At 67.9% G+C, this 26,632-nt stretch carries 41 protein-coding genes; 2 read left to right on the top strand and 39 right to left on the bottom strand.

The features are described 5' to 3' along the window. Positions 1-6: 6 nt before the first annotated feature. From rplQ to rpsJ, 30 genes are all read right to left on the bottom strand, one after another. A complete protein-coding gene (gene rplQ / locus ACFWJB_RS05755) occupies positions 7-510 on the bottom strand; it encodes a 50S ribosomal protein L17 (RefSeq protein ID WP_386920442.1) in 504 nt (167 codons plus the stop codon). Between the two features lie 194 nt (positions 511-704). Next, on the bottom strand, positions 705-1,727 hold the full coding sequence (locus ACFWJB_RS05750; protein WP_003966937.1) for a DNA-directed RNA polymerase subunit alpha: 1,023 nt from the start codon (positions 1,725-1,727) through the stop codon (positions 705-707). Between the two features lie 217 nt (positions 1,728-1,944). Further along, entirely contained in the window at positions 1,945-2,349 is a 405-nt protein-coding gene (gene rpsK / locus ACFWJB_RS05745) for a 30S ribosomal protein S11 (RefSeq protein WP_003956432.1), read from the bottom strand. Positions 2,350-2,415: 66 nt separating this feature from the next. Beyond that, positions 2,416-2,796, bottom strand: coding sequence for a 30S ribosomal protein S13 (gene rpsM / locus ACFWJB_RS05740; protein WP_004984507.1), 381 nt, complete (start codon positions 2,794-2,796; stop codon positions 2,416-2,418). A 188-nt stretch (positions 2,797-2,984) separates the two neighbouring features. Next, positions 2,985-3,098 (bottom strand): 50S ribosomal protein L36, encoded by a 114-nt coding sequence (gene rpmJ / locus ACFWJB_RS05735; protein ID WP_003974245.1) that lies wholly within the window; start codon positions 3,096-3,098, stop codon positions 2,985-2,987. A 67-nt stretch (positions 3,099-3,165) separates the two neighbouring features. Further along, the gene (gene infA, locus ACFWJB_RS05730) at positions 3,166-3,387 is read right to left on the bottom strand and encodes a translation initiation factor IF-1 (protein WP_004927214.1); all 222 of its coding nucleotides are present in this window, start codon (positions 3,385-3,387) and stop codon (positions 3,166-3,168) included. Between the two features lie 213 nt (positions 3,388-3,600). Next, complete coding sequence (map, locus tag ACFWJB_RS05725; protein ID WP_385459746.1) at positions 3,601-4,437, bottom strand: type I methionyl aminopeptidase; 837 nt, start codon at positions 4,435-4,437, stop codon at positions 3,601-3,603. A 163-nt stretch (positions 4,438-4,600) separates the two neighbouring features. Further along, positions 4,601-5,254: an adenylate kinase gene (locus ACFWJB_RS05720; protein WP_385459744.1), complete on the bottom strand. Its 654-nt coding sequence runs from the start codon at positions 5,252-5,254 to the stop codon at positions 4,601-4,603. Next, a complete protein-coding gene (gene secY / locus ACFWJB_RS05715; protein WP_385459742.1) occupies positions 5,254-6,567 on the bottom strand; it encodes a preprotein translocase subunit SecY in 1,314 nt (437 codons plus the stop codon). Before secY ends, ACFWJB_RS05720 begins: the two co-directional genes overlap by 1 nt. Positions 6,568-6,808: 241 nt before the next feature. Beyond that, positions 6,809-7,264, bottom strand: coding sequence for a 50S ribosomal protein L15 (gene rplO / locus ACFWJB_RS05710; RefSeq protein WP_023547373.1), 456 nt, complete (start codon positions 7,262-7,264; stop codon positions 6,809-6,811). A gap of 2 nt (positions 7,265-7,266) precedes the next feature. Then, positions 7,267-7,449: a 50S ribosomal protein L30 gene (gene rpmD, locus ACFWJB_RS05705; RefSeq protein WP_003974250.1), complete on the bottom strand. Its 183-nt coding sequence runs from the start codon at positions 7,447-7,449 to the stop codon at positions 7,267-7,269. A 2-nt stretch (positions 7,450-7,451) separates the two neighbouring features. After that, positions 7,452-8,057: a 30S ribosomal protein S5 gene (rpsE, locus tag ACFWJB_RS05700; protein ID WP_019753099.1), complete on the bottom strand. Its 606-nt coding sequence runs from the start codon at positions 8,055-8,057 to the stop codon at positions 7,452-7,454. A 41-nt stretch (positions 8,058-8,098) separates the two neighbouring features. After that, complete coding sequence (gene rplR / locus ACFWJB_RS05695) at positions 8,099-8,482, bottom strand: 50S ribosomal protein L18 (RefSeq protein WP_071373345.1); 384 nt, start codon at positions 8,480-8,482, stop codon at positions 8,099-8,101. Positions 8,483-8,485: 3 nt separating this feature from the next. After that, complete coding sequence (rplF, locus tag ACFWJB_RS05690; protein ID WP_217143310.1) at positions 8,486-9,025, bottom strand: 50S ribosomal protein L6; 540 nt, start codon at positions 9,023-9,025, stop codon at positions 8,486-8,488. A gap of 24 nt (positions 9,026-9,049) precedes the next feature. Continuing rightward, positions 9,050-9,448 (bottom strand): 30S ribosomal protein S8, encoded by a 399-nt coding sequence (gene rpsH / locus ACFWJB_RS05685; RefSeq protein ID WP_007384075.1) that lies wholly within the window; start codon positions 9,446-9,448, stop codon positions 9,050-9,052. 209 nt (positions 9,449-9,657) lie between these two features. Then, on the bottom strand, positions 9,658-9,843 hold the full coding sequence (locus ACFWJB_RS05680; protein ID WP_003948630.1) for a type Z 30S ribosomal protein S14: 186 nt from the start codon (positions 9,841-9,843) through the stop codon (positions 9,658-9,660). Between the two features lie 5 nt (positions 9,844-9,848). Beyond that, positions 9,849-10,406 (bottom strand): 50S ribosomal protein L5, encoded by a 558-nt coding sequence (gene rplE, locus ACFWJB_RS05675; RefSeq protein WP_019329632.1) that lies wholly within the window; start codon positions 10,404-10,406, stop codon positions 9,849-9,851. Then, positions 10,406-10,729: a 50S ribosomal protein L24 gene (rplX, locus tag ACFWJB_RS05670; RefSeq protein WP_003992365.1), complete on the bottom strand. Its 324-nt coding sequence runs from the start codon at positions 10,727-10,729 to the stop codon at positions 10,406-10,408. The genes rplE and rplX overlap by 1 nt, the downstream gene beginning before the upstream one ends. Before the next feature lie 2 nt (positions 10,730-10,731). Next, positions 10,732-11,100 (bottom strand): 50S ribosomal protein L14, encoded by a 369-nt coding sequence (gene rplN / locus ACFWJB_RS05665; protein ID WP_003998823.1) that lies wholly within the window; start codon positions 11,098-11,100, stop codon positions 10,732-10,734. 165 nt (positions 11,101-11,265) lie between these two features. Continuing rightward, a complete protein-coding gene (gene rpsQ / locus ACFWJB_RS05660) occupies positions 11,266-11,550 on the bottom strand; it encodes a 30S ribosomal protein S17 (RefSeq protein WP_014674375.1) in 285 nt (94 codons plus the stop codon). Further along, a complete protein-coding gene (rpmC, locus tag ACFWJB_RS05655) occupies positions 11,550-11,774 on the bottom strand; it encodes a 50S ribosomal protein L29 (RefSeq protein ID WP_003998824.1) in 225 nt (74 codons plus the stop codon). The genes rpsQ and rpmC overlap by 1 nt, the downstream gene beginning before the upstream one ends. Then, on the bottom strand, positions 11,774-12,193 hold the full coding sequence (rplP, locus tag ACFWJB_RS05650; protein WP_009190136.1) for a 50S ribosomal protein L16: 420 nt from the start codon (positions 12,191-12,193) through the stop codon (positions 11,774-11,776). Before rplP ends, rpmC begins: the two co-directional genes overlap by 1 nt. Before the next feature lie 5 nt (positions 12,194-12,198). After that, positions 12,199-13,029 carry a 30S ribosomal protein S3 gene (rpsC, locus tag ACFWJB_RS05645; protein ID WP_009190135.1) on the bottom strand — a complete coding sequence of 277 codons (831 nt, stop codon included), beginning with the start codon at positions 13,027-13,029 and terminating at the stop codon, positions 12,199-12,201. Continuing rightward, entirely contained in the window at positions 13,029-13,376 is a 348-nt protein-coding gene (gene rplV / locus ACFWJB_RS05640) for a 50S ribosomal protein L22 (protein WP_019329637.1), read from the bottom strand. Before rplV ends, rpsC begins: the two co-directional genes overlap by 1 nt. A 44-nt stretch (positions 13,377-13,420) precedes the next feature. Next, positions 13,421-13,702, bottom strand: coding sequence for a 30S ribosomal protein S19 (gene rpsS / locus ACFWJB_RS05635; RefSeq protein ID WP_003948639.1), 282 nt, complete (start codon positions 13,700-13,702; stop codon positions 13,421-13,423). Positions 13,703-13,714: 12 nt separating this feature from the next. Further along, positions 13,715-14,551 carry a 50S ribosomal protein L2 gene (gene rplB, locus ACFWJB_RS05630; RefSeq protein ID WP_003974264.1) on the bottom strand — a complete coding sequence of 279 codons (837 nt, stop codon included), beginning with the start codon at positions 14,549-14,551 and terminating at the stop codon, positions 13,715-13,717. 40 nt (positions 14,552-14,591) lie between these two features. After that, positions 14,592-15,011 (bottom strand): 50S ribosomal protein L23, encoded by a 420-nt coding sequence (rplW, locus tag ACFWJB_RS05625; protein WP_003974265.1) that lies wholly within the window; start codon positions 15,009-15,011, stop codon positions 14,592-14,594. Continuing rightward, entirely contained in the window at positions 15,011-15,667 is a 657-nt protein-coding gene (gene rplD / locus ACFWJB_RS05620) for a 50S ribosomal protein L4 (protein WP_385459736.1), read from the bottom strand. The genes rplW and rplD overlap by 1 nt, the downstream gene beginning before the upstream one ends. A gap of 8 nt (positions 15,668-15,675) precedes the next feature. Further along, entirely contained in the window at positions 15,676-16,320 is a 645-nt protein-coding gene (gene rplC / locus ACFWJB_RS05615; RefSeq protein WP_004927290.1) for a 50S ribosomal protein L3, read from the bottom strand. A gap of 17 nt (positions 16,321-16,337) precedes the next feature. Then, positions 16,338-16,646, bottom strand: a complete 309-nt coding sequence (gene rpsJ / locus ACFWJB_RS05610; RefSeq protein WP_003948644.1) for a 30S ribosomal protein S10 — start codon at positions 16,644-16,646, stop codon at positions 16,338-16,340. A 458-nt stretch (positions 16,647-17,104) separates the two neighbouring features. Here rpsJ and ACFWJB_RS05605 point away from each other — a divergent pair, with 458 nt between their 5' ends. Continuing rightward, positions 17,105-17,491 carry a hypothetical protein gene (locus tag ACFWJB_RS05605; protein WP_386920433.1) on the top strand — a complete coding sequence of 129 codons (387 nt, stop codon included), beginning with the start codon at positions 17,105-17,107 and terminating at the stop codon, positions 17,489-17,491. On the opposite strand, the gene ACFWJB_RS05600 is transcribed toward ACFWJB_RS05605, so the two are convergent. The 7 genes from ACFWJB_RS05600 to ACFWJB_RS05570 form a co-directional block, all read right to left on the bottom strand. Continuing rightward, positions 17,469-17,765, bottom strand: a complete 297-nt coding sequence (locus tag ACFWJB_RS05600) for a hypothetical protein (RefSeq protein ID WP_386920431.1) — start codon at positions 17,763-17,765, stop codon at positions 17,469-17,471. The two genes, ACFWJB_RS05605 and ACFWJB_RS05600, sit on opposite strands and share 23 nt — an antisense overlap. 242 nt (positions 17,766-18,007) lie before the next feature. Next, entirely contained in the window at positions 18,008-20,077 is a 2,070-nt protein-coding gene (locus tag ACFWJB_RS05595) for a hypothetical protein (protein ID WP_386920429.1), read from the bottom strand. A 26-nt stretch (positions 20,078-20,103) separates the two neighbouring features. After that, on the bottom strand, positions 20,104-20,484 hold the full coding sequence (locus tag ACFWJB_RS05590) for a hypothetical protein (RefSeq protein WP_386920427.1): 381 nt from the start codon (positions 20,482-20,484) through the stop codon (positions 20,104-20,106). Between the two features lie 125 nt (positions 20,485-20,609). Next, complete coding sequence (locus ACFWJB_RS05585) at positions 20,610-21,830, bottom strand: acyltransferase family protein (protein WP_386920425.1); 1,221 nt, start codon at positions 21,828-21,830, stop codon at positions 20,610-20,612. Positions 21,831-21,926: 96 nt separating this feature from the next. Further along, positions 21,927-23,285 carry an NADP-specific glutamate dehydrogenase gene (gdhA, locus tag ACFWJB_RS05580; RefSeq protein WP_385459724.1) on the bottom strand — a complete coding sequence of 453 codons (1,359 nt, stop codon included), beginning with the start codon at positions 23,283-23,285 and terminating at the stop codon, positions 21,927-21,929. A gap of 253 nt (positions 23,286-23,538) precedes the next feature. Continuing rightward, the gene (locus tag ACFWJB_RS05575) at positions 23,539-23,748 is read right to left on the bottom strand and encodes a 4-oxalocrotonate tautomerase family protein (RefSeq protein WP_189229149.1); all 210 of its coding nucleotides are present in this window, start codon (positions 23,746-23,748) and stop codon (positions 23,539-23,541) included. Position 23,749: 1 nt separating this feature from the next. After that, positions 23,750-24,514 (bottom strand): SDR family oxidoreductase, encoded by a 765-nt coding sequence (locus ACFWJB_RS05570; protein WP_385459716.1) that lies wholly within the window; start codon positions 24,512-24,514, stop codon positions 23,750-23,752. A gap of 77 nt (positions 24,515-24,591) precedes the next feature. On the opposite strand from ACFWJB_RS05570, the gene ACFWJB_RS05565 reads away from it, so the two are divergent. Beyond that, positions 24,592-25,494, top strand: a complete 903-nt coding sequence (locus ACFWJB_RS05565; protein WP_386920422.1) for a helix-turn-helix transcriptional regulator — start codon at positions 24,592-24,594, stop codon at positions 25,492-25,494. Here the strand turns inward: ACFWJB_RS05565 and ACFWJB_RS05560 are convergent. Continuing rightward, complete coding sequence (locus ACFWJB_RS05560) at positions 25,445-25,654, bottom strand: DUF397 domain-containing protein (RefSeq protein ID WP_386920420.1); 210 nt, start codon at positions 25,652-25,654, stop codon at positions 25,445-25,447. The genes ACFWJB_RS05565 and ACFWJB_RS05560 overlap by 50 nt on opposite strands. Next, positions 25,651-26,526, bottom strand: coding sequence for a helix-turn-helix domain-containing protein (locus ACFWJB_RS05555; protein WP_386920418.1), 876 nt, complete (start codon positions 26,524-26,526; stop codon positions 25,651-25,653). The genes ACFWJB_RS05560 and ACFWJB_RS05555 overlap by 4 nt, the downstream gene beginning before the upstream one ends. Between the last annotated feature and the right edge of the window lie 106 nt (positions 26,527-26,632).

Raw genomic sequence — 26,632 nt, 5'->3', positions numbered from 1 at the left:
GAACGCCTACGCGTCCTTCGACTCCTCGGCGGCCTCGTCGGCCTTGGCCTCGGTGGTCTCCTCGGCCTTGGTCGTGTCGACCTTGGCGTCGGCGTCCTTGGCGGCGCGCTTCGTCGCGGCCTCGGCCTCGCCGGTGGCCTGCTGCGCCACGGTCAGCGCCTCGACCAGCTCGATGACGGCCATGGGCGCGTTGTCGCCACGGCGGTTGCCGATCTTGGTGATCCGGGTGTAACCACCGGGACGGTTCTCGTACCGGGGGCCGATCTCGGTGAAGAGCGTGTGGACGATGCTCTTGTCCGTGATGACCTGGAGCACCTGACGGCGGTTGTGAAGGTCGCCCTTCTTCGCCTTGGTGACCAGACGCTCGGCGTACGGACGCAGCTTGCGCGCCTTCGCCTCGGTCGTGGTGATGCGGCCGTGCTCGAACAGCGACTTCGCGAGGTTCGCGAGGAGCAGCTTCTCGTGCGCGGCGCTGCCGCCCAGACGGGCACCCTTGGTGGGCTTCGGCATGGTGTTTCTCCTAGGTGTCTGCCCCGGCCGTATCAGGTACCGGAGTCAGTATCCGAGCAGGCGGTCGCCTGTCGGAGATCCGGGGCGTCCTTTCGGACGCCCCGGAGGATCCGCGCCCCGAAGGGGCGCGGGGCTGTACCCATGTGCGGCTTCGCCGCGTGGGCACGACCAGCCACGACGGACCGGCAGCCGAATCAGTACTGCTCGGTCTCCACGAAACCGGCGTCGGCATCGTCGTCGGCACCGAACGCGTCGGCAGCGGCGGTCGGGTCGAATCCGGGCGGGCTGTCCTTGAGGGCCAGGCCCATGCCGGCCAGCTTCGCCTTGACCTCGTCGATGGACTTCGCACCGAAGTTGCGGATGTCCAGCAGGTCGGCCTCGGAACGGGCGACGAGCTCACCCACGGAGTGGATGCCCTCGCGCTTGAGGCAGTTGTACGACCGGACGGTGAGCTCGAGCTCCTCGATCGGCAGCGCGAGGTCGGCGGCGAGCGCGGCGTCCGTCGGGGACGGACCCATGTCGATGCCCTCGGCGTCGATGTTCAGCTCGCGGGCGAGACCGAACAGCTCGACCAGGGTCTTGCCGGCCGACGCCATGGCGTCGCGGGGACGCATGGCCTGCTTCGTCTCGACGTCGACGATCAGCTTGTCGAAGTCGGTGCGCTGCTCGACACGCGTGGCCTCGACCTTGTACGTGACCTTGAGAACCGGCGAGTAGATGGAGTCGACCGGGATACGGCCGATCTCCTGGCCCACCTGCTTGTTCTGCACGGCGGAGACGTAGCCGCGACCGCGCTCGACGGTCAGCTCCATCTCCAGCTTGCCCTTGCCGTTGAGCGTGGCGAGGACGAGGTCGGGGTTGTGCACCTCGACACCGGCCGGGGGCGCGATGTCGGCGGCGGTGACCAGACCCGGGCCCTGCTTGCGCAGGTACATCACGACCGGCTCGTCGTGCTCCGAGGAGACGACCAGCTGCTTGATGTTGAGGATCAGGTCGGTGACGTCCTCCTTGACGCCCGGCACGGTGGTGAACTCGTGCAGGACACCGTCGATGCGGATGCTGGTGACAGCAGCGCCGGGGATCGACGAGAGGAGGGTGCGGCGGAGGGAGTTGCCGAGGGTGTAGCCGAAGCCCGGCTCCAGCGGCTCGATGACGAACCGGGAGCGGAACTCGTCGACGACCTCTTCGGTCAACGAGGGACGCTGAGCGATCAGCATGGAGTGAATCCTTCAGTCAGGGGCGCCCGCTATTTGACGCCCGACTCTGTACTGCAAGGGTACGGGCGGTACGACCCGAAAGAGCCGTACCGCCCGGAAATCCCTGACGAAGCGAGATCAGACGCGACGACGCTTCGGCGGACGGCAGCCGTGCTGCGACATGTGGGGGACGACCCCCACACCCCCAGCCGGAGGCCCGCCCGCCGCGTGCCGAGCGTCAGACGCGACGACGCTTCGGCGGACGGCAGCCGTTGTGCGGGGTGGGCGTGACGTCCTGGATGGAACCGACCTCGAGGCCGGTCGCCTGCAGGGAGCGGATGGCGGTCTCACGACCGGAACCCGGGCCCTTGACGAACACGTCGACCTTGCGCATGCCGTGCTCCTGAGCGCGGCGGGCAGCCGACTCGGCGGCCATCTGCGCGGCGAACGGCGTGGACTTCCGGGAGCCCTTGAAGCCGACGTGGCCGGCGGAGGCCCAGGAGATCACGTTGCCGGACGGGTCCGTGATCGACACGATGGTGTTGTTGAACGTGCTCTTGATGTGCGCGTGGCCGTGAGCGACGTTCTTCTTTTCCTTGCGGCGCACCTTCTTGGCAGCGCCCTGACGTCCCTTGGGGGGCATGTCGTTCTCCTACGGGAGGTGGTCGGTCCTACAGCGAAGACCGCTGGACGGCGAGTCCGCTGCGGACTACTTCTTGCCCGGCTTCTTCTTACCGGCGATGGCGCGACGCGGGCCCTTGCGGGTGCGGGCGTTGGTGCTGGTGCGCTGGCCGCGGACGGGCAGGCCACGGCGGTGCCGCAGACCCTGGTACGTGCCGATCTCGACCTTGCGGCGGATGTCGGCCTGGATCTCGCGACGGAGGTCACCCTCGGTCTTGATGTTGTTGTCGACGTACTCGCGGATCGCGACGAGCTGCTCCTCGGAGAGGTCGCGAACGCGGGTGTTCGGGTCGACGCCGGTGGCGGCCAGCGTCTGCTGCGAAAGGGTCCGGCCGATGCCGAACACGTAGGTGAGGGCGATCTCCACGCGCTTTTCGCGCGGGATGTCAACACCGGAAACGCGTGCCATTCAATGGCTCCAGTTGATTGTCGGAGGTCTTCCACAGAACCGGTCCCCGGTCGCCGTATCAGGTACGAACCGGGTCCCCGGCCTCCGAACCGGGGGTGTCGGGCACCTGGGTGCCCGGGTCCTGCGTATGAACATGTTCAGCTCGCGTCGCGCGAAGTCTTGCGAATCGCGGAGGGAACGGTCGTGCGTCAGCCCTGGCGCTGCTTGTGGCGCGGGTTGTCGCAGATGACCATGACCCGACCGTGACGGCGGATCACCCTGCACTTGTCGCAGATCTTCTTGACGCTCGGCTTGACCTTCATGGGGTGAGGTTCTCCGGGTCAGTTGCCGGCGGTCCCCCGGCACGGTGCCGCGGGACGTGGGCAAGATCTACTTGTACCGGTAGACGATCCGGCCACGCGTCAGGTCGTACGGAGACAGCTCCACCACGACCCGGTCGTCAGGGAGGATGCGGATGTAGTGCATACGCATCTTGCCGCTGATGTGTGCCAGGACCTGGTGGCCGTTCTGGAGCTCGACCCTGAACATGGCGTTCGGAAGAGACTCGACGACAGTGCCCTCGATCTCGATGGCACCTTGCTTCTTGGCCACGCTTCGCCCTTCGAATCGACTACCTTGATCGACTCCGCTACACCCTGCGAGCAGATGCAGGCATACGGGTGCACTGGAGCCGACGAGTCAGTCTACGTCAGCACCCCCGGAAAGGCGAAACGAGGAAGTCTGCCCCAAGAGGGAGATCGTCATGCCCGCGGGGCACCATCGCCGGCTTCGGCCTCCGGCCGCCGGGCGCTCCCGGGGTCCGCGTCAGGCCAGCGGGTCCGGGGCCGCCGTGACGCCCAGCTCCGCCAGCTTGGCCTTGCCGCCGTCGGGGGCGGTGAGGACCAGGGGGCCCTCTTCCGTCAGGGCCACGGAGTGCTCCCAGTGCGACGACCACGTGCCGTCGGTCGTGATGACCGTCCAGTCGTCCCCCAGGACCTCGGTCCTCGGGGTGCCGAGCGACACCATCGGCTCGATGGCGAGGCAGAAGCCGGGCACCAGCTTCGGGCCCTTGCCGCGGCGCCGGTCGACGTAGTTCAGCAGGTGCGGGTCCATGTGCATCTCGGTGCCGATGCCGTGGCCGCCGTAGTCCTCGATGATCCCGTACTTGCCGCCGCCGGGCTTGGGCTGGCGGCGGATGTAGGTCTCGACGGCCCGCGAGATGTCGACGAGCCGGTTGCCCTGCTTCATCGCCGCGATGCCGGCCCACATCGACTCCTCGGTCACCCGGGAGAGCTCGACCAGCTCCGGGGCGTGTCCGGAGCCCACGAAGGCCGTGTAGGCGGCGTCGCCGTGCCAGCCGTCGATGATCGCGCCGCAGTCGATGGAGATGATGTCGCCGTCCTTGAGGACGACGTCGTCGGACGGGATGCCGTGGACGACGACCTCGTTCACGGACGTGCAGATCGTCGCCGGGAATCCGCCGTACCCGAGGAAGTTCGGCTTGGCGTCGTGCTCCGCGAGCACCTTGCGGGCGACCTGGTCCAGGTCCTTGGTGGTGGCGCCGGGCACGGCGGCCTCCCGCGTCGCCGCGTGGATGGCGGCCACGACCAGCCCCGCCTCACGCATCTTGGCGATCTGCTCGGGGCTCTTGATCTGCACCATGGGGGCTGCGGCCTTTCTGGACCGGAGGAGGGACGGACGCACTCAACGATACGGGGCCGGACCCCGCGGCAGGTCGCGGGCGGTCGTGCCGCGGGCGCGACCCACCCCGGGCACACCACAGCCGCGGCCCCGAGAGGGAACCGCGGCTGCAGCCACGCGAGAACTACTTGTCGCGCTTCAGCGCCTCCAGCGCCCGCGTCGTGACCTCGCCCACCGGTCCCATCGCGGAGATGGTGACGACCAGCCCCTGCGCCTTGTAGTAGTCGATGATCGGCTCGGTCTGCGTGTGGTAGACCTCGAGCCGCGTGCGGACCGTCTCCTCGGAGTCGTCGTCCCGCTGGTACAGCTCGCCGCCGCAGACGTCGCAGACGCCTTCCTTCTTCGGCGGCGTGTACGTCACGTGGAAGACGTGCGCCGAGTCGTTGCGGCAGACGCGCCGGCCGGCGATCCGCTTGACGACCTCGTCCTCGGGGGCCTCCAGGTCCAGCACCGCGTCGAGCTTCATGTTCTCGGTCTGGAGGAGCTCGTCCAGCGCCTCGGCCTGCGACACGTTGCGCGGGAAACCGTCGAGCAGGAAGCCGCCCTCGGCGTCGGGCTGCTCCATCCGGTCCTTCGCCATGGCGATGGTGACCTCGTCCGGTACGAGGTTGCCGGCGTCCATGTAGGACTTGGCGAGCTTGCCCAGCTCGGTCTGCCGGCTGATGTTCGCGCGGAACAGGTCTCCCGTGGAGATGTGCGGAATGTGCAGCGTCTCGGCAAGGCGGGTGGCCTGCGTTCCCTTTCCGGCACCCGGCGGCCCGACGAGGACGATTCGCATCAGCGGAGGAACCCTTCGTAATTGCGCTGCTGGAGCTGGCTCTCGATCTGCTTCACCGTCTCGAGACCCACACCCACGATGATCAGGATGCTGGTACCGCCGAACGGGAAGTTCTGGTTTGCCCCGAAACCAGCCAACGCCATTGTCGGGACGAGAGCGATCAGACCCAGGTACAGCGAACCCGGCCAGGTGATCCGGTTGAGTACGTAGCTCAGGTACTCAGCGGTCGGTCGGCCAGCCCGGATGCCCGGGATGAAGCCACCATACTTCTTCATGTTGTCGGCGACTTCCTCGGGGTTGAACGAGATAGCCACGTAGAAGAAGGCGAAGAACACGATCAGGAAGAAGTACAGGATGATGTGCGGGGTCGCCCCCGTGTCCGCGAGATTCTTCGTGATCCAGGTGGCCCAGCCCGCCTGCGAGTTGGAGAACTGGACGATCAGCGCCGGGATGTAGAGCAGCGACGAGGCGAAGATGACGGGGATCACACCCGCCTGGTTCACCTTCAGCGGGATGTACGTGGACGTGCCGCCGTAGGAACGGCGTCCGATCATGCGCTTCGCGTACTGGACCGGAATGCGGCGCTGGGCCTGCTCCACGAACACCACGAGACCGACCATCACCAGGCCGACCAGGATCACCGTGCCGAACTCGATCCAGCCGCCCGCCAGGTCGCCCTGCTTCTTGATGGCCCACAGGGCGGACGGGAAGGTCGCGGCGATCGAGATGAACATCAGGATCGACATGCCGTTGCCGATGCCGCGGTCGGTGACGAGCTCACCGAGCCACATGACGACGGCCGTACCGGCGGTCATGCAGACCACCATCACGACGGTGGTGAAGATGGACCGGTCGGGCACGATCTGGCCGGCGACGGTGCAGCCGGAGAAGAGGGCGCCGCTGCGGGCGGTGGCCACCAGGCCGGTGCCCTGCAGGATGGCGAGCGCCATGGTCAGGTAGCGGGTGTACTGCGTGATCTTCGCCGTACCCGCCTGGCCCTCCTTCTTCAGGGCCTCCAGGCGCGGGATCACCACGGTCAGCAGCTGCAGAATGATGCTCGCCGTGATGTACGGCATGATGCCGAGCGCGAAGACCGTGATCTGCAGCAGGGCGCCACCGCTGAACATGTTGACCAGACCGAAGAGGCCCTGGTTGCCGGACGCCTGGTCCACACACTCCTGGACGCTCTTGTAGTCGACGCCGGGGATCGGGATGTGGGTACCGAGCCGGTACACCACGATGATGCCGAGCGTGAAGAGCAGCTTCTTGCGCAGGTCGGGCGTCTTGAACGCCCGGGCGAACGCGGTGAGCACGGTGCCTCCTGCGACCCCCGCGCTTCTGCGTCAAGGGTGACGGTCTTGAGGTTCGACTGACGACTTAGGGGATAACGGCCAACTGCCGTTCAGGGTGCCCCATGTGTGGCACCCGTGAAAGAGGGCAGCGCAGGCCACCTTACCGGCGGGACCACTGCCCTTGGAACGACCAACCGGGGATACCCCTTTTGTGGAGTATCCCCGGTCGGGATCGTTCAGGTCATCGAGACGCCTGAATGGCTCAGACGAGCTCGGTGACGGTACCGCCGGCGGCGGTGATCTTCTCCTTGGCGGAGCCGGAGACGGCGTCGACCGTCACCTGCAGCGCCACGGAGATCTCGCCCTGGCCGAGCACCTTGACGAGGCTGTTCTTGCGAACGGCACCCTTGGCCACGAGACCCTCGACGGTGACCTCGCCACCCTCGGGGTACAGCGCGGCCAGCTTGTCGAGGTTCACGACCTGGAACTCGGTCTTGAACGGGTTCTTGAAGCCCTTCAGCTTCGGGAGACGCATGTGGAGGGGCATCTGGCCACCCTCGAAGCGCTCCGGAACCTGGTAACGGGCCTTCGTACCCTTGGTACCACGACCGGCCGTCTTACCCTTCGACGCCTCACCACGACCCACACGGGTCTTGGCGGTCTTGGCGCCCGGGGCGGGACGGAGGTTGTGGATCTTGAGCGGGTTCTGCTCCGCCATGATCAGTCGACCTCCTCGACCGTCACGAGGTGGCGGACGGTGTGCACCATGCCGCGGAACTCGGGGCGGTCCTCCTTGACGACCTGCGTGTTGATGCCCTTGAGACCAAGGGAGCGCAGGGTGTCACGGTGGTTCTGCTTGCTGCCGATGTAGGACTTGACCTGCGTAATCTTGAGCTGCGCCATGATTACGCACCCGCCCCGGCACGCGCACGGAGAAGAGCCGCGGGGGCGACGTCCTCGAGCGGCAGACCACGGCGGGCCGCGATCTCCTCGGGACGCTGCAGGCCCTTGAGGGCCTCCACGGTCGCGTGCACGATGTTGATGGCGTTGTCGGAGCCGAGCGACTTCGACAGCACGTCGTGGATACCGGCGCACTCGAGCACGGCGCGCACCGGACCACCGGCGATCACACCGGTACCCGGGGACGCGGGCTTGAGCAGCACGACGCCGGCAGCCTTCTCACCCTGGATGGGGTGCGGGATGGTGCCCTGGATGCGGGGGACCTTGAAGAAGTGCTTCTTGGCCTCCTCAACGCCCTTGGCGATGGCGGCCGGCACCTCCTTGGCCTTGCCGTATCCGACGCCCACGGTGCCGTCACCGTCGCCCACCACGACCAGCGCGGTGAAGCTGAAGCGACGACCACCCTTCACAACCTTGGCGACGCGGTTGATCGCGACGACGCGCTCAACGTAAGCGGTCTTCTCGGCGGCAGCTGCGCCGCCGTCACGGCCCTTCCGGTCCCGCCGCTCGCCGCCACCGGCACCGCTTCCGCGGCGCTGGGGTCCAGCCATTGGAATTACCTCTCTCTTTTTCCGCTAGCTACGGAACCGGCTCAGAACTTCAGTCCGGCTTCGCGGGCGGCGTCCGCCAGAGCGGCGATGCGCCCGGCGTACTGGTTGCCACCACGGTCGAACACGACGGCCTCGACACCGGCGGCCTTGGCGCGCTCGGCGACCAGGGCCCCGACCTGCTTGGCCTGCGCGGACTTGTCGCCCTCGCCACCACGGATCGAGGTGTCCAGGGTGGACGCCGACGCCAGGGTGTGGCCCTTGAGGTCGTCGATCACCTGCGCCACGATGTGACGGTTGGAGCGGGTCACGACCAGACGCGGACGCTCCGCCGTACCGGAGAGATTCTTGCGAATCCGGATGTGGCGGCGCTTGATCGCGGCGCGCTTGTAGGCGTCGCCCTTGAGGATCTTCTGTCCGTATGCCATGGCTTACTTACCCGCCTTTCCGACCTTGCGGCGGATGACTTCGCCCTCGTACTTGACGCCCTTGGCCTTGTACGGGTCGGGCTTGCGCAGCTTGCGGATGTTGGCCGCAACCTCGCCGACCTTCTGCTTGTCGATGCCCTCGACCGAGAAGCGGGTCGGGGACTCCACCTTGAAGGTGATGCCCTCGGGGGCCTCGACGGTGATCGGGTGGCTGTAACCGAGGGAGAACTCCAGGTTCGAACCCTTGGCGACCACGCGGTAACCGACACCGCTGATCTCGAGCTTCTTCACGTAACCCTGGGTCACGCCGGTGATCATGTTCGCCACCAGCGTGCGGGACAGGCCGTGCAGGGCCTTGCTCTGACGCTCGTCGTTGGGGCGGGTGACGTTCAGAACGCCGTCCTCACCCTTGGCGATGTCGATCGGCGCGACGACGGTGTGGGTCAGCGTGCCCTTGGGGCCCTTGACCGCGACCGTACGGCCGTCGATGGTGACGTCCACGCCGGCGGGAACCGCGATGGGGAGCTTGCCGATGCGCGACATAGCTGTTTCCTCCGTTCCCTTCCGCTACCAGACGTAGGCGAGGACTTCCCCACCCACGCCCTTCTTGCCGGCCTGCTTGTCGGTGAGGAGCCCGTGCGACGTGGAGATGATCGCCACGCCGAGGCCGCCCAGCACCTTCGGCAGGTTGGTGGACTTCGCGTACACCCGGAGACCGGGCTTGGAGATCCGCTTGATGCCCGCGATGGAGCGCTCACGGTTCGGGCCGAACTTCAGCTCGAGAACGAGGTTCTTGCCGACCTCGGCGTCCTCGACCTTCCAGCCCGTGATGAAGCCCTCCTGCTGGAGGATCTCCGCGATGTGAGACTTGATCTTGGACGCCGGCATCGTCACGGAGTCGTGGTACGCCGAGTTCGCGTTCCGCAGACGCGTAAGCATGTCTGCGATCGGATCAGTCATGGTCATGAATTGGCCTTCGGCCTCTCTCGCCGGGGTTTCCTGGTGCGCCATCCCTCTCCCCGATCCGAGACGGGACGGGTGCGGCGCGGTGGACCTACGGCGTAGTAAGTCGTACGGGCGGCAGACGCCCAACCCCACAAGCCTAAGGCATGCGGAGACGGGCCCCTGCCGACCCAGATGCTTACCGAGAGTCTGAATAACCCGGAATTACCGGATTACCAGGAGCTCTTGGTCACGCCCGGCAGCTCGCCACGGTGAGCCATCTCACGAAGGCACACGCGGCACAGGCCGAACTTGCGGTAGACGGAGTGCGGGCGGCCGCAGCGCTGGCAGCGGGTGTAGCCACGCACACCGAACTTGGGCTTGCGAGCAGCCTTAGCGATCAGAGCCTTCTTCGCCATCTCGCTCACGCCTCCTTGAACGGGAAGCCGAGGTGACGAAGGAGCGCGCGGCCCTCAGCGTCGTTGGTCGCCGTGGTGACCACGGTGATGTCCATACCCCGGACGCGGTCGATCTTGTCCTGGTCGATCTCGTGGAACATGACCTGCTCCGTGAGACCGAAGGTGTAGTTGCCACGGCCGTCGAACTGCTTGGGGGACAGGCCGCGGAAGTCGCGGATGCGCGGGAGCGCGAGCGACAGGGTGCGGTCCAGGAACTCCCACATGCGGTCGCCACGAAGCGTGACGTGGGCACCGATCGGCTGACCCTCACGCAGCTTGAACTGCGCGATGGACTTGCGGGCCTTGGTGACGGCCGGCTTCTGACCGGTGATCGTGGTGAGGTCGCGGATGGCGCCCTCGATCAGCTTGGAGTCGCGGGCGGCGTCGCCCACACCCATGTTGACCACGATCTTGACGAGGCCGGGAACCTGCATGACGTTCTCGTAGGAGAACTCCTCACGCAGCTTGCCCGCGATCTCCTCGCGGTACTTCGTCTTCAGACGCGGAGTGGTGGTGGTCGCCATCAGATGTCCTCACCCGTCCGCTTGGCAACGCGGATCTTGTTGCCCTCGTCGTCGAAGCGGTAACCGACGCGCGTGACGACCTTGTTGCCGTCCTTCTCCACGACCAGCTGGACGTTGGAGACGTGGATCGGGGCCTCGGTGGTCACGATGCCGCCGGCCTGCGAACCGCGAGCGGTCGGACCGGCCTTGGTGTGCTTCTTGACCCGGTTGACACCCTCGACCAGGACACGGTCCTCACGGGGGAAGGCCGCGATGACCTTGCCCTGCTTGCCCTTGTCCTTACCGGTGATGACCTGGACCAGGTCGCCCTTCTTGATCTTCATGCTCACAGCACCTCCGGCGCGAGGGAGATGATCTTCATGAACTTCTTCTCGCGCAGCTCACGGCCGACCGGGCCGAAGATACGGGTGCCGCGAGGGTCGCCGTCGTTCTTCAGAATGACGGCGGCGTTCTCGTCGAAGCGGATGTACGAGCCGTCCGGACGGCGGCGCTCCTTGACGGTGCGAACGATGACCGCCTTGACGACGTCACCCTTCTTCACGTTGCCACCGGGGATCGCGTCCTTGACGGTGGCGACGATGACGTCACCGATACCCGCGTAGCGGCGACCGGAGCCACCGAGCACACGGATGCAGAGGATCTCCTTCGCACCCGTGTTGTCGGCGACACGCAGTCGCGACTCCTGCTGGATCACGTCTATCTCCTGATTGTCTGCCGGTTCCCTCCGGGTGTTGGTCCGGAGAGCCTGGCGGAACCGTCCTGCGGGAACTCCGCAGGAATTACTTGTGCCTCTGGGAGGCGAACCACCGCCGGGGGCCGGGGCCCCCGGCGGGGTCAGCGGGGCCGGAGCCCCTGCCGACTACTTCGCCTTCTCGAGGATCTCCACGACGCGCCAGCGCTTCGTGGCGGACAGCGGCCGGGTCTCCATGAGGAGGACGCGGTCGCCGACACCCGCGGCGTTCTGCTCGTCGTGGGCCTTGAGCTTGTTCGTACGGCGGATGACCTTGCCGTACAGCGCGTGCTTGACGCGGTCCTCGACGGCGACGACGACGGTCTTGTCCATCTTGTCGCTGACGACCAGACCCTCGCGGGTCTTGCGGAATCCGCGTGCCTCGGTGTTCTCAGTCACGTTGCTCTCGCTCATCAGGCGCTCTCCACCGTCTCGATGCCCAGCTCGCGCTCACGCATCAGGGTGTAGATCCGCGCGATGTCCTTACGGACGGCCTTGAGCCGACCGTGGTTCTCGAGCTGACCGGTCGCCGCCTGGAAGCGGAGGTTGAACAGCTCTTCCTTGGCTTCGCGGAGCTTCGCCAGAAGCTCCTCGTCACCCAGTTCGCGCAGCTCGGACGCCTTGGTACCGGCCGACATCACGCTTCACCTGCCTCGCGCTTGACGATCCGGCACTTCATCGGCAGCTTGTGGGCCGCACGAGTCAGCGCCTCACGGGCGATCTTCTCGTTGGGGTACGACAGCTCGAACATGACGCGTCCGGGCTTGACGTTGGCGATCCACCACTCCGGCGAACCCTTACCGGAACCCATGCGGGTCTCGGCCGGCTTCTTCGTGAGCGGACGGTCCGGGTAGATGTTGATCCAGACCTTGCCGCCACGCTTGATGTGACGGGTCATCGCGATACGAGCCGCCTCGATCTGGCGGTTCGTGACGTAGGCCGGGGTCAGCGCCTGGATGCCGTACTCGCCGAACGCAACCTGCGTTCCACCCTTGGACATACCGTTGCGCTTCGGGTGGTGCTGCTTGCGGTGCTTGACCCTACGGGGGATCAGCATTTCGGTCAGGCCTCCGTTCCGGTGCTCTCAGCCGGAGCGGCAGCGGCGGGCGCCTCGGCCTTGGGGGCCTCGGCGGCCGGAGCCGACTGCTGCTGCGGCTTGCGACCGCGCCGCTCGCCACCGCGGCCACCACGGGCCGGGCGGTCGGCACCGCCACGGGCCGGGCGGTTACCCGCACGGGCCGCAGCGTTCTCGGCGCGGACCTCGGCGATGTTCTTGACGTCGCCCTTGTAGATCCAGACCTTCACGCCGATGCGGCCGAAGGTCGTCTTGGCCTCGAAGAAGCCGTAGTCCACGTTCGCGCGGAGCGTGTGCAGGGGCACGCGGCCCTCGCGGTAGAACTCCGAGCGGGACATCTCGGCGCCACCGAGGCGGCCACCGCACTGGATCTTGATGCCCTTGGCGCCGGCCTTCATCGCCGACTGCATGCTCTTGCGCATGGCACGGCGGAAGGAGACGCGGGAGGAGAGCTGCTCGGCGACGGCCTGGGCCACGAGCTGAGCGTCCGTCTCGGGGTTCTTGACCTCGAGGATGTTCAGCTGGACCTGCTTGCCGGTGAGCTTCTCGAGGTCGCCGCGGATGCGGTCGGCCTCGGCGCCGCGGCGGCCGATGACGATGCCCGGACGAGCGGTGTGGATGTCCACACGCACGCGGTCACGGGTGCGCTCGATCTCGACCTTGGAGATGCCGGCGCGCTCCATGCCGGACGTCATCATCCGACGGATGGCGACGTCTTCCTTGACGTAGTCCTTGTACAGCTTGTCGGCGTACCAACGCGACTTGAAGTCGGTCGTGACACCGAGCCGGAACCCATGCGGGTTAACCTTCTGGCCCATTACCGGGTTCCTTCCTTGCTGCTGACGACCACGGTGATGTGGCTGGTCCGCTTGCGGATCCGGTAGGCGCGGCCCTGGGCGCGCGGACGGAACCGCTTCAGGGTCGGGCCCTCGTCGACGTACGCCTCGGAGATGTAGAGGCTGTCGGCGTCGGTGTGGTCGTAGTTGTGCGCGGCGTTGGCAATGGCGCTGTCCAGCACCTTGCCCACCGGCACGCTCGCGGCCTGCGGGGCGAAACGCAGGACCGCCTGAGCCTCCGTGGCATCCATGCCACGGATGAGGTCCACCACGCGGCGGGCCTTCATGGGCGTGACGCGGATGTACCGCGCCTGGGCCCTGGCTTCCATGGTTGTCCCTTCAGTGTTTGTCATCGTCTTTCACACCCCGCTGACTAGCGGCGCTTCGACTTCCGGTCGTCCTTGACGTGACCCCGGAAGGTGCGCGTCGGCGAGAACTCGCCGAGCTTGTGGCCGACCATGGACTCGGTGACAAACACCGGGATGTGGGTCTTGCCGTTGTGCACCGCGATCGTGTGGCCGAGCATCGCCGGGACGATCATCGAGCGACGGGACCAGGTCTTGATGACGTTCTTGGTACCGGCTTCGTTCTGGACGTCCACCTTCTTGATCAGGTGGTCGTCGACGAAGGGTCCCTTCTTCAAGCTACGAGGCATCTCAACCCGTCCTTAGCGCTTCTTGTTCGTCTTGCGGCGGCGGACGATGTACTTGTTCGACGCCTTCTTGGGCGAACGAGTACGGCCTTCCTTCTTGCCCCACGGGGACACGGGGTGACGACCACCGGAGGTCCGGCCCTCACCACCACCGTGCGGGTGGTCCACCGGGTTCATGACCACACCACGGACGGTCGGGCGAACGCCCAGCCACCGCTTGCGACCCGCCTTGCCCCAGTTGATGTTGCTCTGCTCGGCGTTGCCGACCTCGCCGACCGTGGCGCGGCAGCGCTGGTCGACCAGGCGGATCTCCCCGGACGGCATGCGGAGGTGGGCCATGGTGCCCTCCTTCGCGAGCAGCTGCACGGAGGCGCCGGCGGAGCGGGCGAACTTGGCACCGCCACCGGGACGGAGCTCGATCGCGTGGATCGTGGTACCGACCGGGATGTTGCGGAGGGCCAGGTTGTTGCCCGGCTTGATGTCGGCCCCGGGACCGTTCTCGACGCGGTCGCCCTGCTGCAGGTTGCGCGGGGCGAGGATGTAGCGCTTCTCGCCGTCGGCGTAGTGCAGCAGCGCGATGCGCGCGGTGCGGTTGGGGTCGTACTCGATGTGCGCGACCTTCGCCGGCACGCCGTCCTTGTCGTGACGACGGAAGTCGATCACGCGGTAGGCGCGCTTGTGTCCGCCACCCTGGTGGCGAACGGTCACACGACCGGCGTTGTTACGGCCGCCCTTGCTGTGCAGCGGGCGGACCAGCGACTTCTCCGGCGTGGACCGCGTGACCTCGACGAAGTCGGCGACGCTGGAGCCACGACGGCCCGGAGTCGTCGGCTTGTACTTGCGGATACCCATTTCTCAGTCCTCGTCCGATATCGGACGATCCGGACCTCCGTCAGGAGGTCGGACCGCCGAAGATGTCGATACGGTCGCCCTCGGCGAGGGTCACGATCGCGCGCTTGCTGTCGGCACGCTTGCCGAAGCCCGTGCGGGTCCGCTTGCGCTTGCCCTGGCGGTTGATCGTGTTGACCCCGGTGACCTTGACCGAGAAGACCGCCTGGACGGCCTCCTTGATCTGGGTCTTGTTGGAGCCCGGCGCGACGACGAACGTGTACTTGTTCTCGTCGAGCAGCGCGTAGCTCTTCTCGGACACGACCGGCTTGAGCAGCACGTCACGGGGGTCCGTGAACGCCTTGCTCGCCGGGGTCACGACGGTGTTCTTGCCCTCGGCCTCGTGGCGACGCGCCTTGGCGACGCGCGCGGCCTTGGCCGCCTTGGCGGCCTTCGAGGCGATGCTCGGGTGACGCGTAGCCATCAGGCCTCGCTCCCTTCGGTGTCAGCGGCCTTGGGGCCAGACACGAAGGACTCGAAAGCGGCCTGGGTGAAGACCACGTCGTCCGAGACGAGAACGTCGTACGTGTTCAGCTGGCCCGGCTCCAGGATGTGGATCTGGGGCAGGTTGCGGGCGGACAGCCACGCGGCCTCGTCGGAGCGGTCGGCGACGAGCAGCAGGTTCTTACGCTCGCTGATCTTGCCGAACAGGCTCCGGGCGGCCTTGGTGGAGGGGTTGTCGCCCTCGATCACGCCGGTGACGACGTGGATGCGGTTGTGGCGGGCCCGGTCGGTGAGGGCGTGGCGCAGGGCCGCGGCCTTCATCTTCTTCGGGGTCCGCTGCGAGTAGTCGCGCGGCACGGGACCGTGCACGACGCCACCACCGGCGAACTGCGGCGCACGGGTCGAACCCTGGCGCGCGCGGCCGGTGCCCTTCTGGCGGTACGGCTTCTTGCCGCCACCACGGACCTCGCCGCGACGCTTGGTCTTGTGCGTGCCCTGGCGGGCAGCGGCGTTCTGCGCGACGACGACCTGGTGGATCAGCGGGATGCTGATCTTCTCCACGCCGAAGATCTCCGCGGGGAGCTCGACGCTACCGGTCTTCTCGCCGGCAGGCGAAAGGATGTCAACAGTGCTCATCGGTTACCTCAGGCCCCCTTGGCCGCGGTGCGGACCAGGACGAGGCCGCCGTTCGGACCGGGAACCGCGCCCTTGATGAGCAGCAGACCCTTCTCCGCGTCAACGGCGTGGACGGTCAGGTTCTGGGTGGTGACCCGCTCGTTGCCCATGCGACCCGCCATGCGGAGGCCCTTGAACACGCGGCCCGGGGTGGCGCAGCCACCGATGGAACCGGGAGAGCGGTGCTTGCGCTGGGTGCCGTGACCGGCGCCGAGGCCCTTGAAGTTGTGACGCTTCATGACACCGGCGAAGCCCTTGCCCTTGCTCTTGCCGGTCACGTCGACCTTCACGCCGGACTCGAAGACCTCGGCGGTGACTTCCTGGCCCAGCGTGTACTCGGAGGCGTCCGACGTGCGGATCTCAACGAGGTGACGGCGGGGGGTGACGTCGGCCTTGGCGAAGTGGCCCTTGAGGGGCTTGTTCACCTTGCGCGGGTCGATCTCGCCGAAGGCGATCTGGACCGACTCGTAGCCGTCGACGTCGTTCGTACGGACCTGGGTGACGACGTTGGGGCCGGCCTTGACGACGGTGACCGGAACAACGCGGTTGTTCTCGTCCCACACCTGCGTCATGCCGAGCTTCTCGCCCAGGATGCCCTTGATCTGCTTAGCCATTCTCAGATCACCGGCCTTCAGAGCTTGATCTCGATGTCGACACCGGCCGGGAGGTCGAGTCGCATCAGAGAGTCAACGGTCTTGGGGGTCGGGTCGAGGATGTCGATCAGGCGCTTGTGCGTGCGCATCTCGAAGTGCTCGCGCGAGTCCTTGTACTTGTGCGGCGACTTGATGACGCAGTACACGTTCTTCTCAGTGGGCAGCGGCACCGGGCCCGCGACCGACGCACCAGTACGCGTCACCGTCTCGACGATCTTCTTCGCCGAGGAGTCGATGACCTCGTGGTCGTAGGCCTTGAGCCGGATGCGGATCTTCTGTCCCGCCATGGCTACTTCGTAGTCCTGTCTCTCGAAAACGCTCTGGAACCCGGTGTTCCCTACCCTCACCTCCGACCCACGCGGTCGGGCGTGTCGCGCTCCCGCTGACACAGATGTCCCTCTTCGGGACTTCCCTGCTGGGGAGTGCGGGCCCTTCCGGAACCGCGGGCGGGGGCGAGAGGCCCACCGGGCGCCTGGTCTGCACCCCGCTGACACTTCCCGGAAGATTCCCGTACTTCCGCCCCTGATCAGGGGCGACGAGTACTGTGGGACTCGCTTCCGGTCCTCCCGGCGGGAGGCGCGCAGCATCGGCACTCGACCGAGCAACTCGGCTAGTCTGCCATACACGACGGGGGCCTGGCCAATCGAGCCGGAGAGAATACCCCGGACGTGACGTAGGTCAAACCGTGCCCCGCCGGGCGGGCGGGTGCGGCGGGACATGACCGGACATTCGGGAGGGGACGCGCGTGGCGGCAGCCGGCACGGACGGGGCGACGGAGGCCGAACGGGCGGGGGCCCGGGCGGCGGGGCGTGCGGACAAGTGGTCGATCGCGTGGATCCTGCTGGCGCTGGCCCTGTGGGGCTGCTTCGCGATCCTGCTGCTCTCCTCGTACGGCCCCGAGTCCCACTCCTACGGCGCCGGCCCGGGTGAGCAGCGCTGCAAGGGGCCGCTGATCGACCCGTTCCAGCGGGTGGACGGCATCTGCGACAGCGAGCTCCGCCAGTGGCCGGCGCTGCTGGGCATCCTCGCCCTGTCGACGATCACGACGGCCGTGGCAGCGGCGACAACGGTCTACGCCAAGCTCCTGTCCCGCCTGACAACCACCCCCGTCACCCGCAACGCAGAGTCTTGACGGTGGCGGGGAAGTAGACGCGCATGAACGCTTCAACCTTCGTACGATTTCCCTCGTCGAGGATGCTCGCCTGAGGCAAGTGCAACTTGAGCGTGAAATGTTGCCCACGGGCGGTGAGGCATGAAGTGCTCGCGATAGCGCCGTTCCTGCCGACAATCGCCTCATCGCCGATGCTTGCTTCACGCCACTGTGAAACGTCGACGAAGATCGAATCAAACTCAGATCGCTGAGCGAACCCGGGCGCATTTGATGTCCAGTAGAAGTGGAACTCCATGAGCCGGTTACCGCTAGATAGAATCGTACATGGGGCTGAAATGAGTTCCGATCGATCCACGCGACTGTACTCGTATAGGTCTTCGGTGGAATCGACTAAAGGGTCGACAAGCTTCCAGTCGACGGGTGTGCCACAAATTCTTTTCGGCGGTTTGAAATGACTACCACCCCCACAGGACGTTACCAGAAGGGAAAAACACAGTGTAAGGATGATGGCACTCAGTCTCGATAGAATCCTTCTCATCAGCGTGGATCACGTCCCGACATGTCCCTGCCCTTCACGCCACCGCGACCAGCCGCCGTATCAATGGCATCCTGCGCGTCATATGTGGCGTCGACTTCACCTGCATGCACTGCCTGCCATTCGTCGGCAAGGGCCATGAGTTGCCTGTTTCTCAGTTCAGCGGTCTTGATGTTGTTCTCGGCACGCTGACCGTCGATCCGCTTCTGCTCATCTTCCAACCACATGTTCGTGACATGGTCGACCCCTTGCTGCACCTTGTCACTAGCAACCGGGATGTAGCTGATCGCCTCGTCGATGAGTGGTTTCGCGGCGAAATCCGCGACCTCAGGGGCGCCTTGTGCCTGCACGCGAGCTTCCTCCAGAAAGCCCACTGTCCGTCCCGCCCGAGTGAGCGATTCGGTCGAGCCAGACTGACCGTGCTCGTGGATGTTAGCCACCATCGCCTGATTCAGCCCACCATTGAGAGTGCTGTAGGCGGCTTGGTCTTTCGAAATCTGCTTGGCGACCTCGAAAAGGTCGTGCTGCGCCAAGGGCGACTCTGCGACGTCGATCTCACTCATCGCCGTGTGCACCGTCCCCCCGTGGTTGACCAGGATGTTGGCCATCGGGCCTCGTAGGGACGGGGGGAAGTCGTCGCCTCTGGCGGACAGGGTCGTGATCGCCGACTTGAACACCGCGTCGTTCTGCCGCGTGTGTTCCACGTACCGCGCGTTCCCGTCCGCCGGGTCGATGCCCGTCGCCGCGGCCTGGAGTGCCGCGCCGAGGCCCGCGCGGTCGTCGCCGTCCGCGCCCGGCGCGTACGTGCCGACCTTCGCGCCCTCGCGCTCGTGCAGCGTGACGTCCCAGTCCCGGTCCTTCAACAGGTACGTCATCTTCTCGTCGGAGGCGAGGTACGCCGCCGCCGCGTCGGGGTCGCGGCTCATGATGCCGAGCATGCCGTCCACCGGGTCGTTGGCGAACCAGCCGTCCCGCTTACCGGCGTACTCGCCCTTCAGCTGCCAGATGCCCGGGTCCTTCCTCTCCGCCGCGATCATGTCGTCGGTGAGGTCCCCGAGCATGTCCGGCGCGTACCCGTGCCCCTTCTGCATCAGCGTGACCAGCGACTGGTACCCGACGGCCTTGTCCAGGCGGGCCCCCTGCGCGTCGGTGCCGTGCCGCTCCACACCGGCCTCGCGCATGTCCTCGCGCCAGCCCCGGTACCAGGACGACCCGGTGTCCCTCGTCGCGGAGGCGAGGGCGTCGGCCAGGCCGGTCTCGATCGCCGCGTAGTGCCCCGCGCGGCCGCCGCCCCGCACGTGGATCAGGTCGTTCAGCTCGTTCGTCAGCGTGAGGGTGCCCTGGGCGCCCAGGCCGTCCAGCAGGGCCCGTGAGAACGCCGGGTCGTCGCTGTTGTCGCGGAACGTCCGCTCGAGCTCGGCGATCTCCCGGTCGGACAGGCGTCCGCCGTCGCGGAGCTTCTCCAGCGCCTTCTCGGCCGCCTCGCCCTCGTACGTCTCGACGTCGTCCTTCGCCTCGCCGTTGAAGCCCTTGCCCCCGGCGGCGACGCCGGAGTCGACCACGACGGCGTGGAGGGCGATCCGCACGCCCGCGTCCGCGTCCGTGACGTCCCGTACCGCCTTGTCGATGCGGTCCTGCCAGGACCGGACGGCCTCCTGCCACCCGGCGGGGTCGACGTGCAGTGTCCGCCGTTCCGCGTCCGGCAGACGCTCGGTGTCCAGGCTCACCCGGCCCTGCTCGGAGACCCTTATGCCCGCGTCGACAGCCTCCCGCCGAGCGGCCCTCAGCCGCCCCCGCAGCTCCACGAACTGCGTGTGCGCGTCCCTCAGCAGCCCGGCCACCGCCCTGGCCTCCGTCTGCGCGGACCCGAACTCCCGGAGCGTGACGTCGAACCGCCGGTTGGCCGCGTCGGCGCTCAGCCCCACCCAGCCGGTGCCCATGGAGATGCCGTGGACGTCACGCCGGTAGACCTTCTCCTGCTTGGCGAGCTCGCCCGCCATGCCGTCCCACCGGTCGGCGGCGGTGGTGAGCGCACCGAGGTCGGTGGTCATGATCTCGTGGTACGTCGGCATGCGCCCGCTCCCCCTGCCCCGCGTCCTCAGAACCGGTCCAGCGCCGACGGCTGCCGGATCCTCAGCGCCTGGGCACCCACCCCGTGGTCCGTGCCCGTCAGGACCGTCCCGGCGCCACGCAGCGCGCCCTTCTCGGTGTCGAGCCGGTCCATCAGGTTCCTCACCTGACCGCCCCAGGTCTCGTGGGCCTTCTTCAGCGCCGCGGAGGTGTCCCAGCCGTCACCGTCCTTGGCGGCGAACGCCTTGACCGCACTCCCGGTGTCCTCGTCCGCCCACGTCCCGGCCTTGGCGGTGTCGGGCTGGATGTGCTCCTCGATCGCCCGCACGGCAGCCGCCTTCTGGGCGGGCGAGGAGGCCAGGTCCGGCCGTCCTCCGCCCACCGGCCCCGGCACCACGGCACCGCTCACGACGCATCGCCTCCCCCAGAGACAGACAGGTGCTCCCGGCACCGGTCATCACCGAGGGTGACGATACCTCACTCATCGCGGAGCGTAACGAGTCGATCACTCGAAGGAGGTCCTCCGCCACGGCCTCAGGCCCCGTTCCCCGCGTTGCGCATGCGGGCGAAGGACGTGTTCAGGCCCTTCTTCAGGAGGCGGGACAACGGGCGTTCCACGCAGCGGTGGATCAGGTAGCTCAGGACCATGAAGCCTGTGATGATCGCGGCGACCAGGAGGCGGGCGTCCATCGTGCCGTGGAGGCGGTTGATGAGGGCCGTGCCGGCGGCGTAGTGGATCAGGTAGAGGGGGTACGTCATGGCGCCGGCCGTGACCAGCCACTTCCAGCGGACGCGGTCGGTGTGACCGAGCGCCACGGCGACCATGAAGAGCAGGAACACGGTGTAGATCAGCACGCTCCCCCGCCAGCCGGAGACGTGCTCGATCCGCTCGATGCGGTTGCCGAGCTCGAGCTGGCCCATGAGCCAGGCCATGGCGAGGATGCCCCACAGCAGGAGGTCCTGGCCGAAGCGGTGCATGAGGTAGAGGGCGAGACCCGCGATGAAGTACCAGGCGCCGTCCGGGTTGGCGACCAGCTCCAGCAGGGGCAGGTGGGATATGGGGGCGAGCATCGCCGCCGCGCCCCACAGGCAGCAGAACAGGACCACTCTGCGGTACGTCAGCCCCATGGCGACCACGACGAGGAAGAGCAGGTAGAAGCGCAGTTCCGACCAGAGGGTCCAGTAGACGCCGTCGACGTTGGGCACGGCCGAGCCGGACTGGAGCATCGTCAGGTTCAGGAGGATCTCGCGCAGGCGCAGGCGTTCCCACACCCCCGGAACGGCGATCAACACAGCCGTGGTGAACAGGACCGCGAACCAGTACGCCGGGTAGAGCCGGATCACCCGGGAGACGAAGAACTGGCGCGGGGTGCGGCCCCAGCACGACATGCAGATCACGAAGCCGCTGATCACGAAGAAGATCTCGACGCCGATCCAGCCGTAGGAGGCGAACCGGAAGGCCGTCGGCATGATCTCGGACACCGGCCGGTCCCAGATCAGGTTGCCGGGGCGGTCGGCCCGGTAGGTGCCGGCGTAGTGGTGCACGGCCACCATCAGGGCGGCGAGCAGCCGGATGCCGTCGATGACGTAGAGGCGCCCGCCCGGCGCCGGCCGTCCGGTGGGTGCTGTCGGGCCGGTCGGGACGGTCACGGCGAGTGGCGGGAGCGGTTGCTTGAACCGTCCTGCCGCCCGTCCCGTCAGCCGTCCCGCGACCCGCTCGGGTATCCGTGTTCCACTGTCCGCCGCACGCACCATCCGCCCAGCCAAGAACACCGTTCACGACGGCGGTAGTGCTTTCGACGACTCGCCGCCAACACCCCGTTCGGCGTTGGCGGCGTGTTCACCCGTGCGTCAGATGACGCCCTGGGCGAGCATCGAGTCGGCGACGCGCTCGAAGCCGGCGATGTTGGCACCGGTCACGTAGTCGCCGGGGGCGCCGTAGCGCTCGGCGGTCTCGTGGCAGGTGGTGTGGATGTCGTTCATGATGTGCGTCAGCTCGTCCTCGACGCGCTCCGCCGTCCACGACGTACGCGCGTGGTTCTGGGCCATTTCCAGGGCGCTGACCGCGACCCCGCCCGCGTTCGCCGCCTTGCCGGGGCCGAAGGCTACGCCGGAGCGCTGGAGGAGGTGGACGGCCTCGGGGGTGGTCGGCATGTTGGCGCCCTCGGAGACCGCCTTGACGCCGTTGCGGATCAGCGCGGCGGCGTCGTTCTCGTCCAGCTCGTTCTGGGTGGCCGACGGCAGCGCGATGTCGGCGGGGACCTCCCAGACCCGCCCGCCGGGCACGAAGCGCGCCGAGGAGCCGCGCCGCTCGGCGTACGTGTCGACGCGGCCGCGCTCGACCTCCTTGATCTGCTTGAGCAGCTCCAGGTCGATGCCCTTCTCGTCGACCACGTAGCCGGAGGAGTCGGAGCAGGTGATGGCGTTGGCGCCGAGGGCGGCCAGCTTCTCGATGGTGTAGATCGCGACGTTGCCGGAGCCGGACACGACCGCCGTCTGGCCCTCCAGGTCCTCGCCGCGCTCGCGCAGCATGGCCGCGGCGAAGAGGACGTTGCCGTAGCCGGTCGCCTCGGGGCGGATCAGCGAGCCGCCCCAGCCCGCGCCCTTGCCGGTGAGGACGCCGGCCTCCCAGCGGTTGGTGATGCGGCGGTACTGGCCGAACAGGTAGCCGATCTCTCGGCCGCCGACGCCGATGTCACCGGCCGGGACGTCCGTGTGCTCGCCGATGTGCCGGTGGAGCTCCGTCATGAAGGACTGGCAGAACCGCATGACCTCCGCGTCGCTGCGGCCGTGCGGGTCGAAGTCGCTGCCGCCCTTGCCGCCGCCGATGCCGAGGCCGGTCAGGGCGTTCTTGAAGATCTGCTCGAAGCCCAGGAACTTGATGACGCCCAGGTTCACGGACGGGTGGAAGCGCAGGCCGCCCTTGTACGGGCCGAGCGCGCTGTTGAACTCCACCCGGAAGCCCCGGTTGACGTGGACCCGCCCCTGGTCGTCCTGCCACGGCACGCGGAAGATGACCTGCCGCTCGGGCTCGACCAGCCGCTCGATGAGGCCCGGCTCCGCGTACTCGGGGCGGGCCGCGACCACGGGGGCGAGCGTCTCCAGCACCTCGTGGACGGCCTGGTGGAACTCGGGCTGGGCCGGGTTGCGGTGTTCGATCTCGGCGAGCAGGTGGTCGAGCGTGGTCTTCGATTCGGATCGCGTCGTCACGGAAGCCCTTTCTGGCACGGCTGACACCGGGTCCGGGAGGGGGGCCGGGAGGGGCGGCCGGCGTGGCTCCTGTCCCGTCCGGTGAGGGGCGCTCGGCGCCGTTGCCGCGCGCGGGGACACTTCAGTGTTACGCGCATGTAAACACCCTGGCCAGTGTTCGGTCTGCGCCCTGACCAATATGTGAGACCGGTGCGTCGCATAACGGCTACCCGTGGGCGCACGACGACGAAGACGGCGGCAGGGGCCGCCCTGGTCACGCGTCGCCGTTGAGCATCGCCGCCGTGAGGACGTTCCCGGCGACGCCCCAGCCGCCGTCGGCGACCTCGTCGACGAGGACGACGGTGGTGGCGCGGGCCCGCTCGCCGTAGATCTCCGCGTACAGGTCGGTGGTGCGCTCGACGATCTTCCGCTTGTCCTCGGCGGTGACGGTGCCCGCGGGGACCTTGAAGTGGGCGAAGGGCATGTCAGACCAGCCCTCCGTTGGCGCGCAGGGTCTGGCCGTTCACCCAGTGGCCGGCGGGGCTGCTCAGGAAGGCGACCACGGCGGCGATGTCCTCCGGGGTGCCCAGCCGCTCCAGGGGCGGGGTCTTGGCGAGCTGCTCGATCCGCTCGGGCGTCTTGTCCGCGAGGAACATGTCCGTGGCCGTGGGCCCGGGGGCGACGGCGTTCACCGTGATGTCGCGGCCGCGCAGCTCACGCGCCATGATCAGCACCATCGCCTCCACGGCACCCTTGCTCGCCGAGTACGCGCCGTAGGTCGGGAACTGCGCGCCGACGACGGACGTCGAGAACCCCACGAAGGAGCCGCCCGCCCGCAGTCGCCGGGCCGCCTCCCGGGCGACCACGAAGGTGCCGCGGATGTTGGTGCGGTGCATGGCGTCCATGGCCGCGAGGTCCAGGTCGGCGATGGTCGACAGGGTCATCCGGCCGGCCGAGTTCACGACCACGTCGACGCCGCCGAACTCCTCCTCCGCCCGGTCGAAGAGCGCGGCGACCTCCTTCTCCTCCGCCACGTCGGCCTGTACGGCGATCGCCCGCCCGCCGGCCTCGGTGATCGCGGCCACGTTCTCCTCGGCGGCCGCCGCGCCGCGGGCGTAGTTCACTACGACGGCGAGGCCGTCCTCGGCGAGCTTCCGCGCGACCGCCCGGCCGATGCCGCGGGATCCGCCGGTGACGACGGCGACGCGCCCGTTCCGTGCGGTGTCGTTCTGGTTCGTGTGCGTGGTCATGGCTCCACGATGCGCCGCCGCGGCCAGCGCAGCCAGGGGATGTCATCCCCTGGGTCACCGTCCCCGCCCGGCGCAGAATGGACGGCATGAGCGCTGTGAAGTACGCCGAGCTGGGAGCGTTCCTGCGGTCGCGGCGGGAGCGGATCCGTCCGGCCGACGTGGGGCTCCCGGCCGGGCCGCGGCGCCGGGTGCCGGGGCTGCGCCGCGAGGAGGTCGCCCAGCTCGCCGGGGCGTCGGTGGACTACTACAACGAGCTGGAGCGCGGCGCCGGCTCCCAGCCGTCCGAGCAGATGATCGCCGCGCTGGCGCGGGCGCTGCGGCTGTCCGCCGACGAACGCGACTATCTGTTCCGGCTCGCGGACCGGCCGGTGCCGGTGCGGGGCGGGGCCGTCCCGCACGTGCATCCCGGCATGCTCGACCTGCTCGGCCGGCTGTCCTCGACCCCGGCGCAGGTGATCACCGACCTGCACGTCACCCTCGTGCAGAACCCGCTGGCCGTGGCGCTGGTCGGGGACCAGTCCGCGTTCCGGGGGCCCCGGGCCAGCTTCGTCCACCGGTGGTTCACCGAGCCCGACGCCAGGCGTCTGCATCCCGAGGCCGACCACGAGAGGCAGTCCCGCGCCTTCGTCGCCGACCTGCGGGCCGCGGCGGCGCGCAGGGACGCCAAGGACCCGGAAGCCGGCTCGATGATCCGCACGCTGCTCGACGTCTCCCCCGAGTTCGCCGCGCTGTGGGCCGACCACGACGTGGCCTTCCGCCGCGACGACCGCAAGCGCATCGTCCACCCCACGCTCGGCGTGATCGAGGTCAACTGCCTCAACCTGTTCAGCGAGGACGGGCGGCAGCGGCTGCTCTGGTTCACCCCGGCCGTCGGGACGGACAGCGCGGGGCTGCTGGAGCTGCTCGCGGTCGTAGGGACCCAGGAGGTCGTCAGCGCTCCGACGCGTACGGCAGGAACTCCGTCCAGGCGGCGGGCGTGAGGGTCAGGCGGGGGCCCGCGGTGTGCTTGGAGTCGCGTACGTGGACGGTGCCGGGGGTGATGGCCAGCTCGACGCAGGACTCGCCGTCGGTGCCACCGCTGTAGCTGCTCTTGAACCACACCAGTTCGGATGCATCACGGGCAGAGACCTTGCGGATCATGTTTCTCCCAGCAGCTTCTCGATGAATGCCAGCGACTCCCGCGGAGAGAGCGCCTGCGCCCGGATCGTGCCATACCGCAACTCCACGATGCGGAGGTCTTTCGGGTCGGTGATCGGCCGCCCGTTGAACGCACCATCGGAGCGTCCGACCGCTGTACCGTCCGGGAACTTCAGCAGCTCGATCCTGCCGTCCAGCCCTGGATGGGCGTCGGTGTTCGTCGGCATGACTTGAAGCGTGACGTTGTGCAACCGCCCCACCTCCAACAGACGTTCGAGCTGCTGCCGCCACACCATTGTGCCCCCGACCTGCCGACGCAGCGGCGCCTCTTCGAGCACGAAGTGCATCGAGGGAGCGGGATCGCGTTCGAAGACGGACTGCCTGGCCAAGCGTGCGGCCACCATGCGCTCCAGGTCGTCCGGGGAGTACGGCGGCTGCCTGGCTTCCATCAGTACCCGTGCGTGCTCCGGCGTCTGGAGCAGCCCCGCGACGATGCTGCACTCATACACACCGATCTCGACGGCCCTGCCCTCCAACTGCCCCAGCTCCCGCACCTTCTTCGGGTACCGGACCTTCTTCACGTCCTCCCACGTCGCCGCGATGAGCCCGCCCGCGTTCAGGACGTCGTCGGCCCTGTCCAGGTACTCCTGCCGGGGAATCCGCTTGCCGCCCTCGACCTTGTAGACGAGGTCCTCCCCGTACCCCACGGCGGCGCCGAAGTCGGCGGCCCGCATCCCCACCGCCTCGCGCCGGAGCTTCAACTGCCTCCCCACGGTGGCGATGACGGCGACGCCCCACTCGTCGTCCGGGTCCACCTCCCAGCCCGGCTCGTCGGCCTCGCCCCTGAGCGGGCCCGCCTCCGCCTCGACCGTCATTCCGCGCCCCTTCGTCGTCCTGCTGTGGCTTCCAGCGCCCTACCCGTACGTCCGCCTCCGACAGCCCCGACAGCACCGGACAAGCTCCGGACAGTGACCGTACGTA

Source organism: Streptomyces sp. NPDC127100 (assembly GCF_042724095.1).
Lineage (GTDB): Bacteria > Actinomycetota > Actinomycetes > Streptomycetales > Streptomycetaceae > Streptomyces.
Note: the sequence above shows the minus strand (reverse complement) of the source record. Positions and strands in the feature narration are given on the sequence as shown.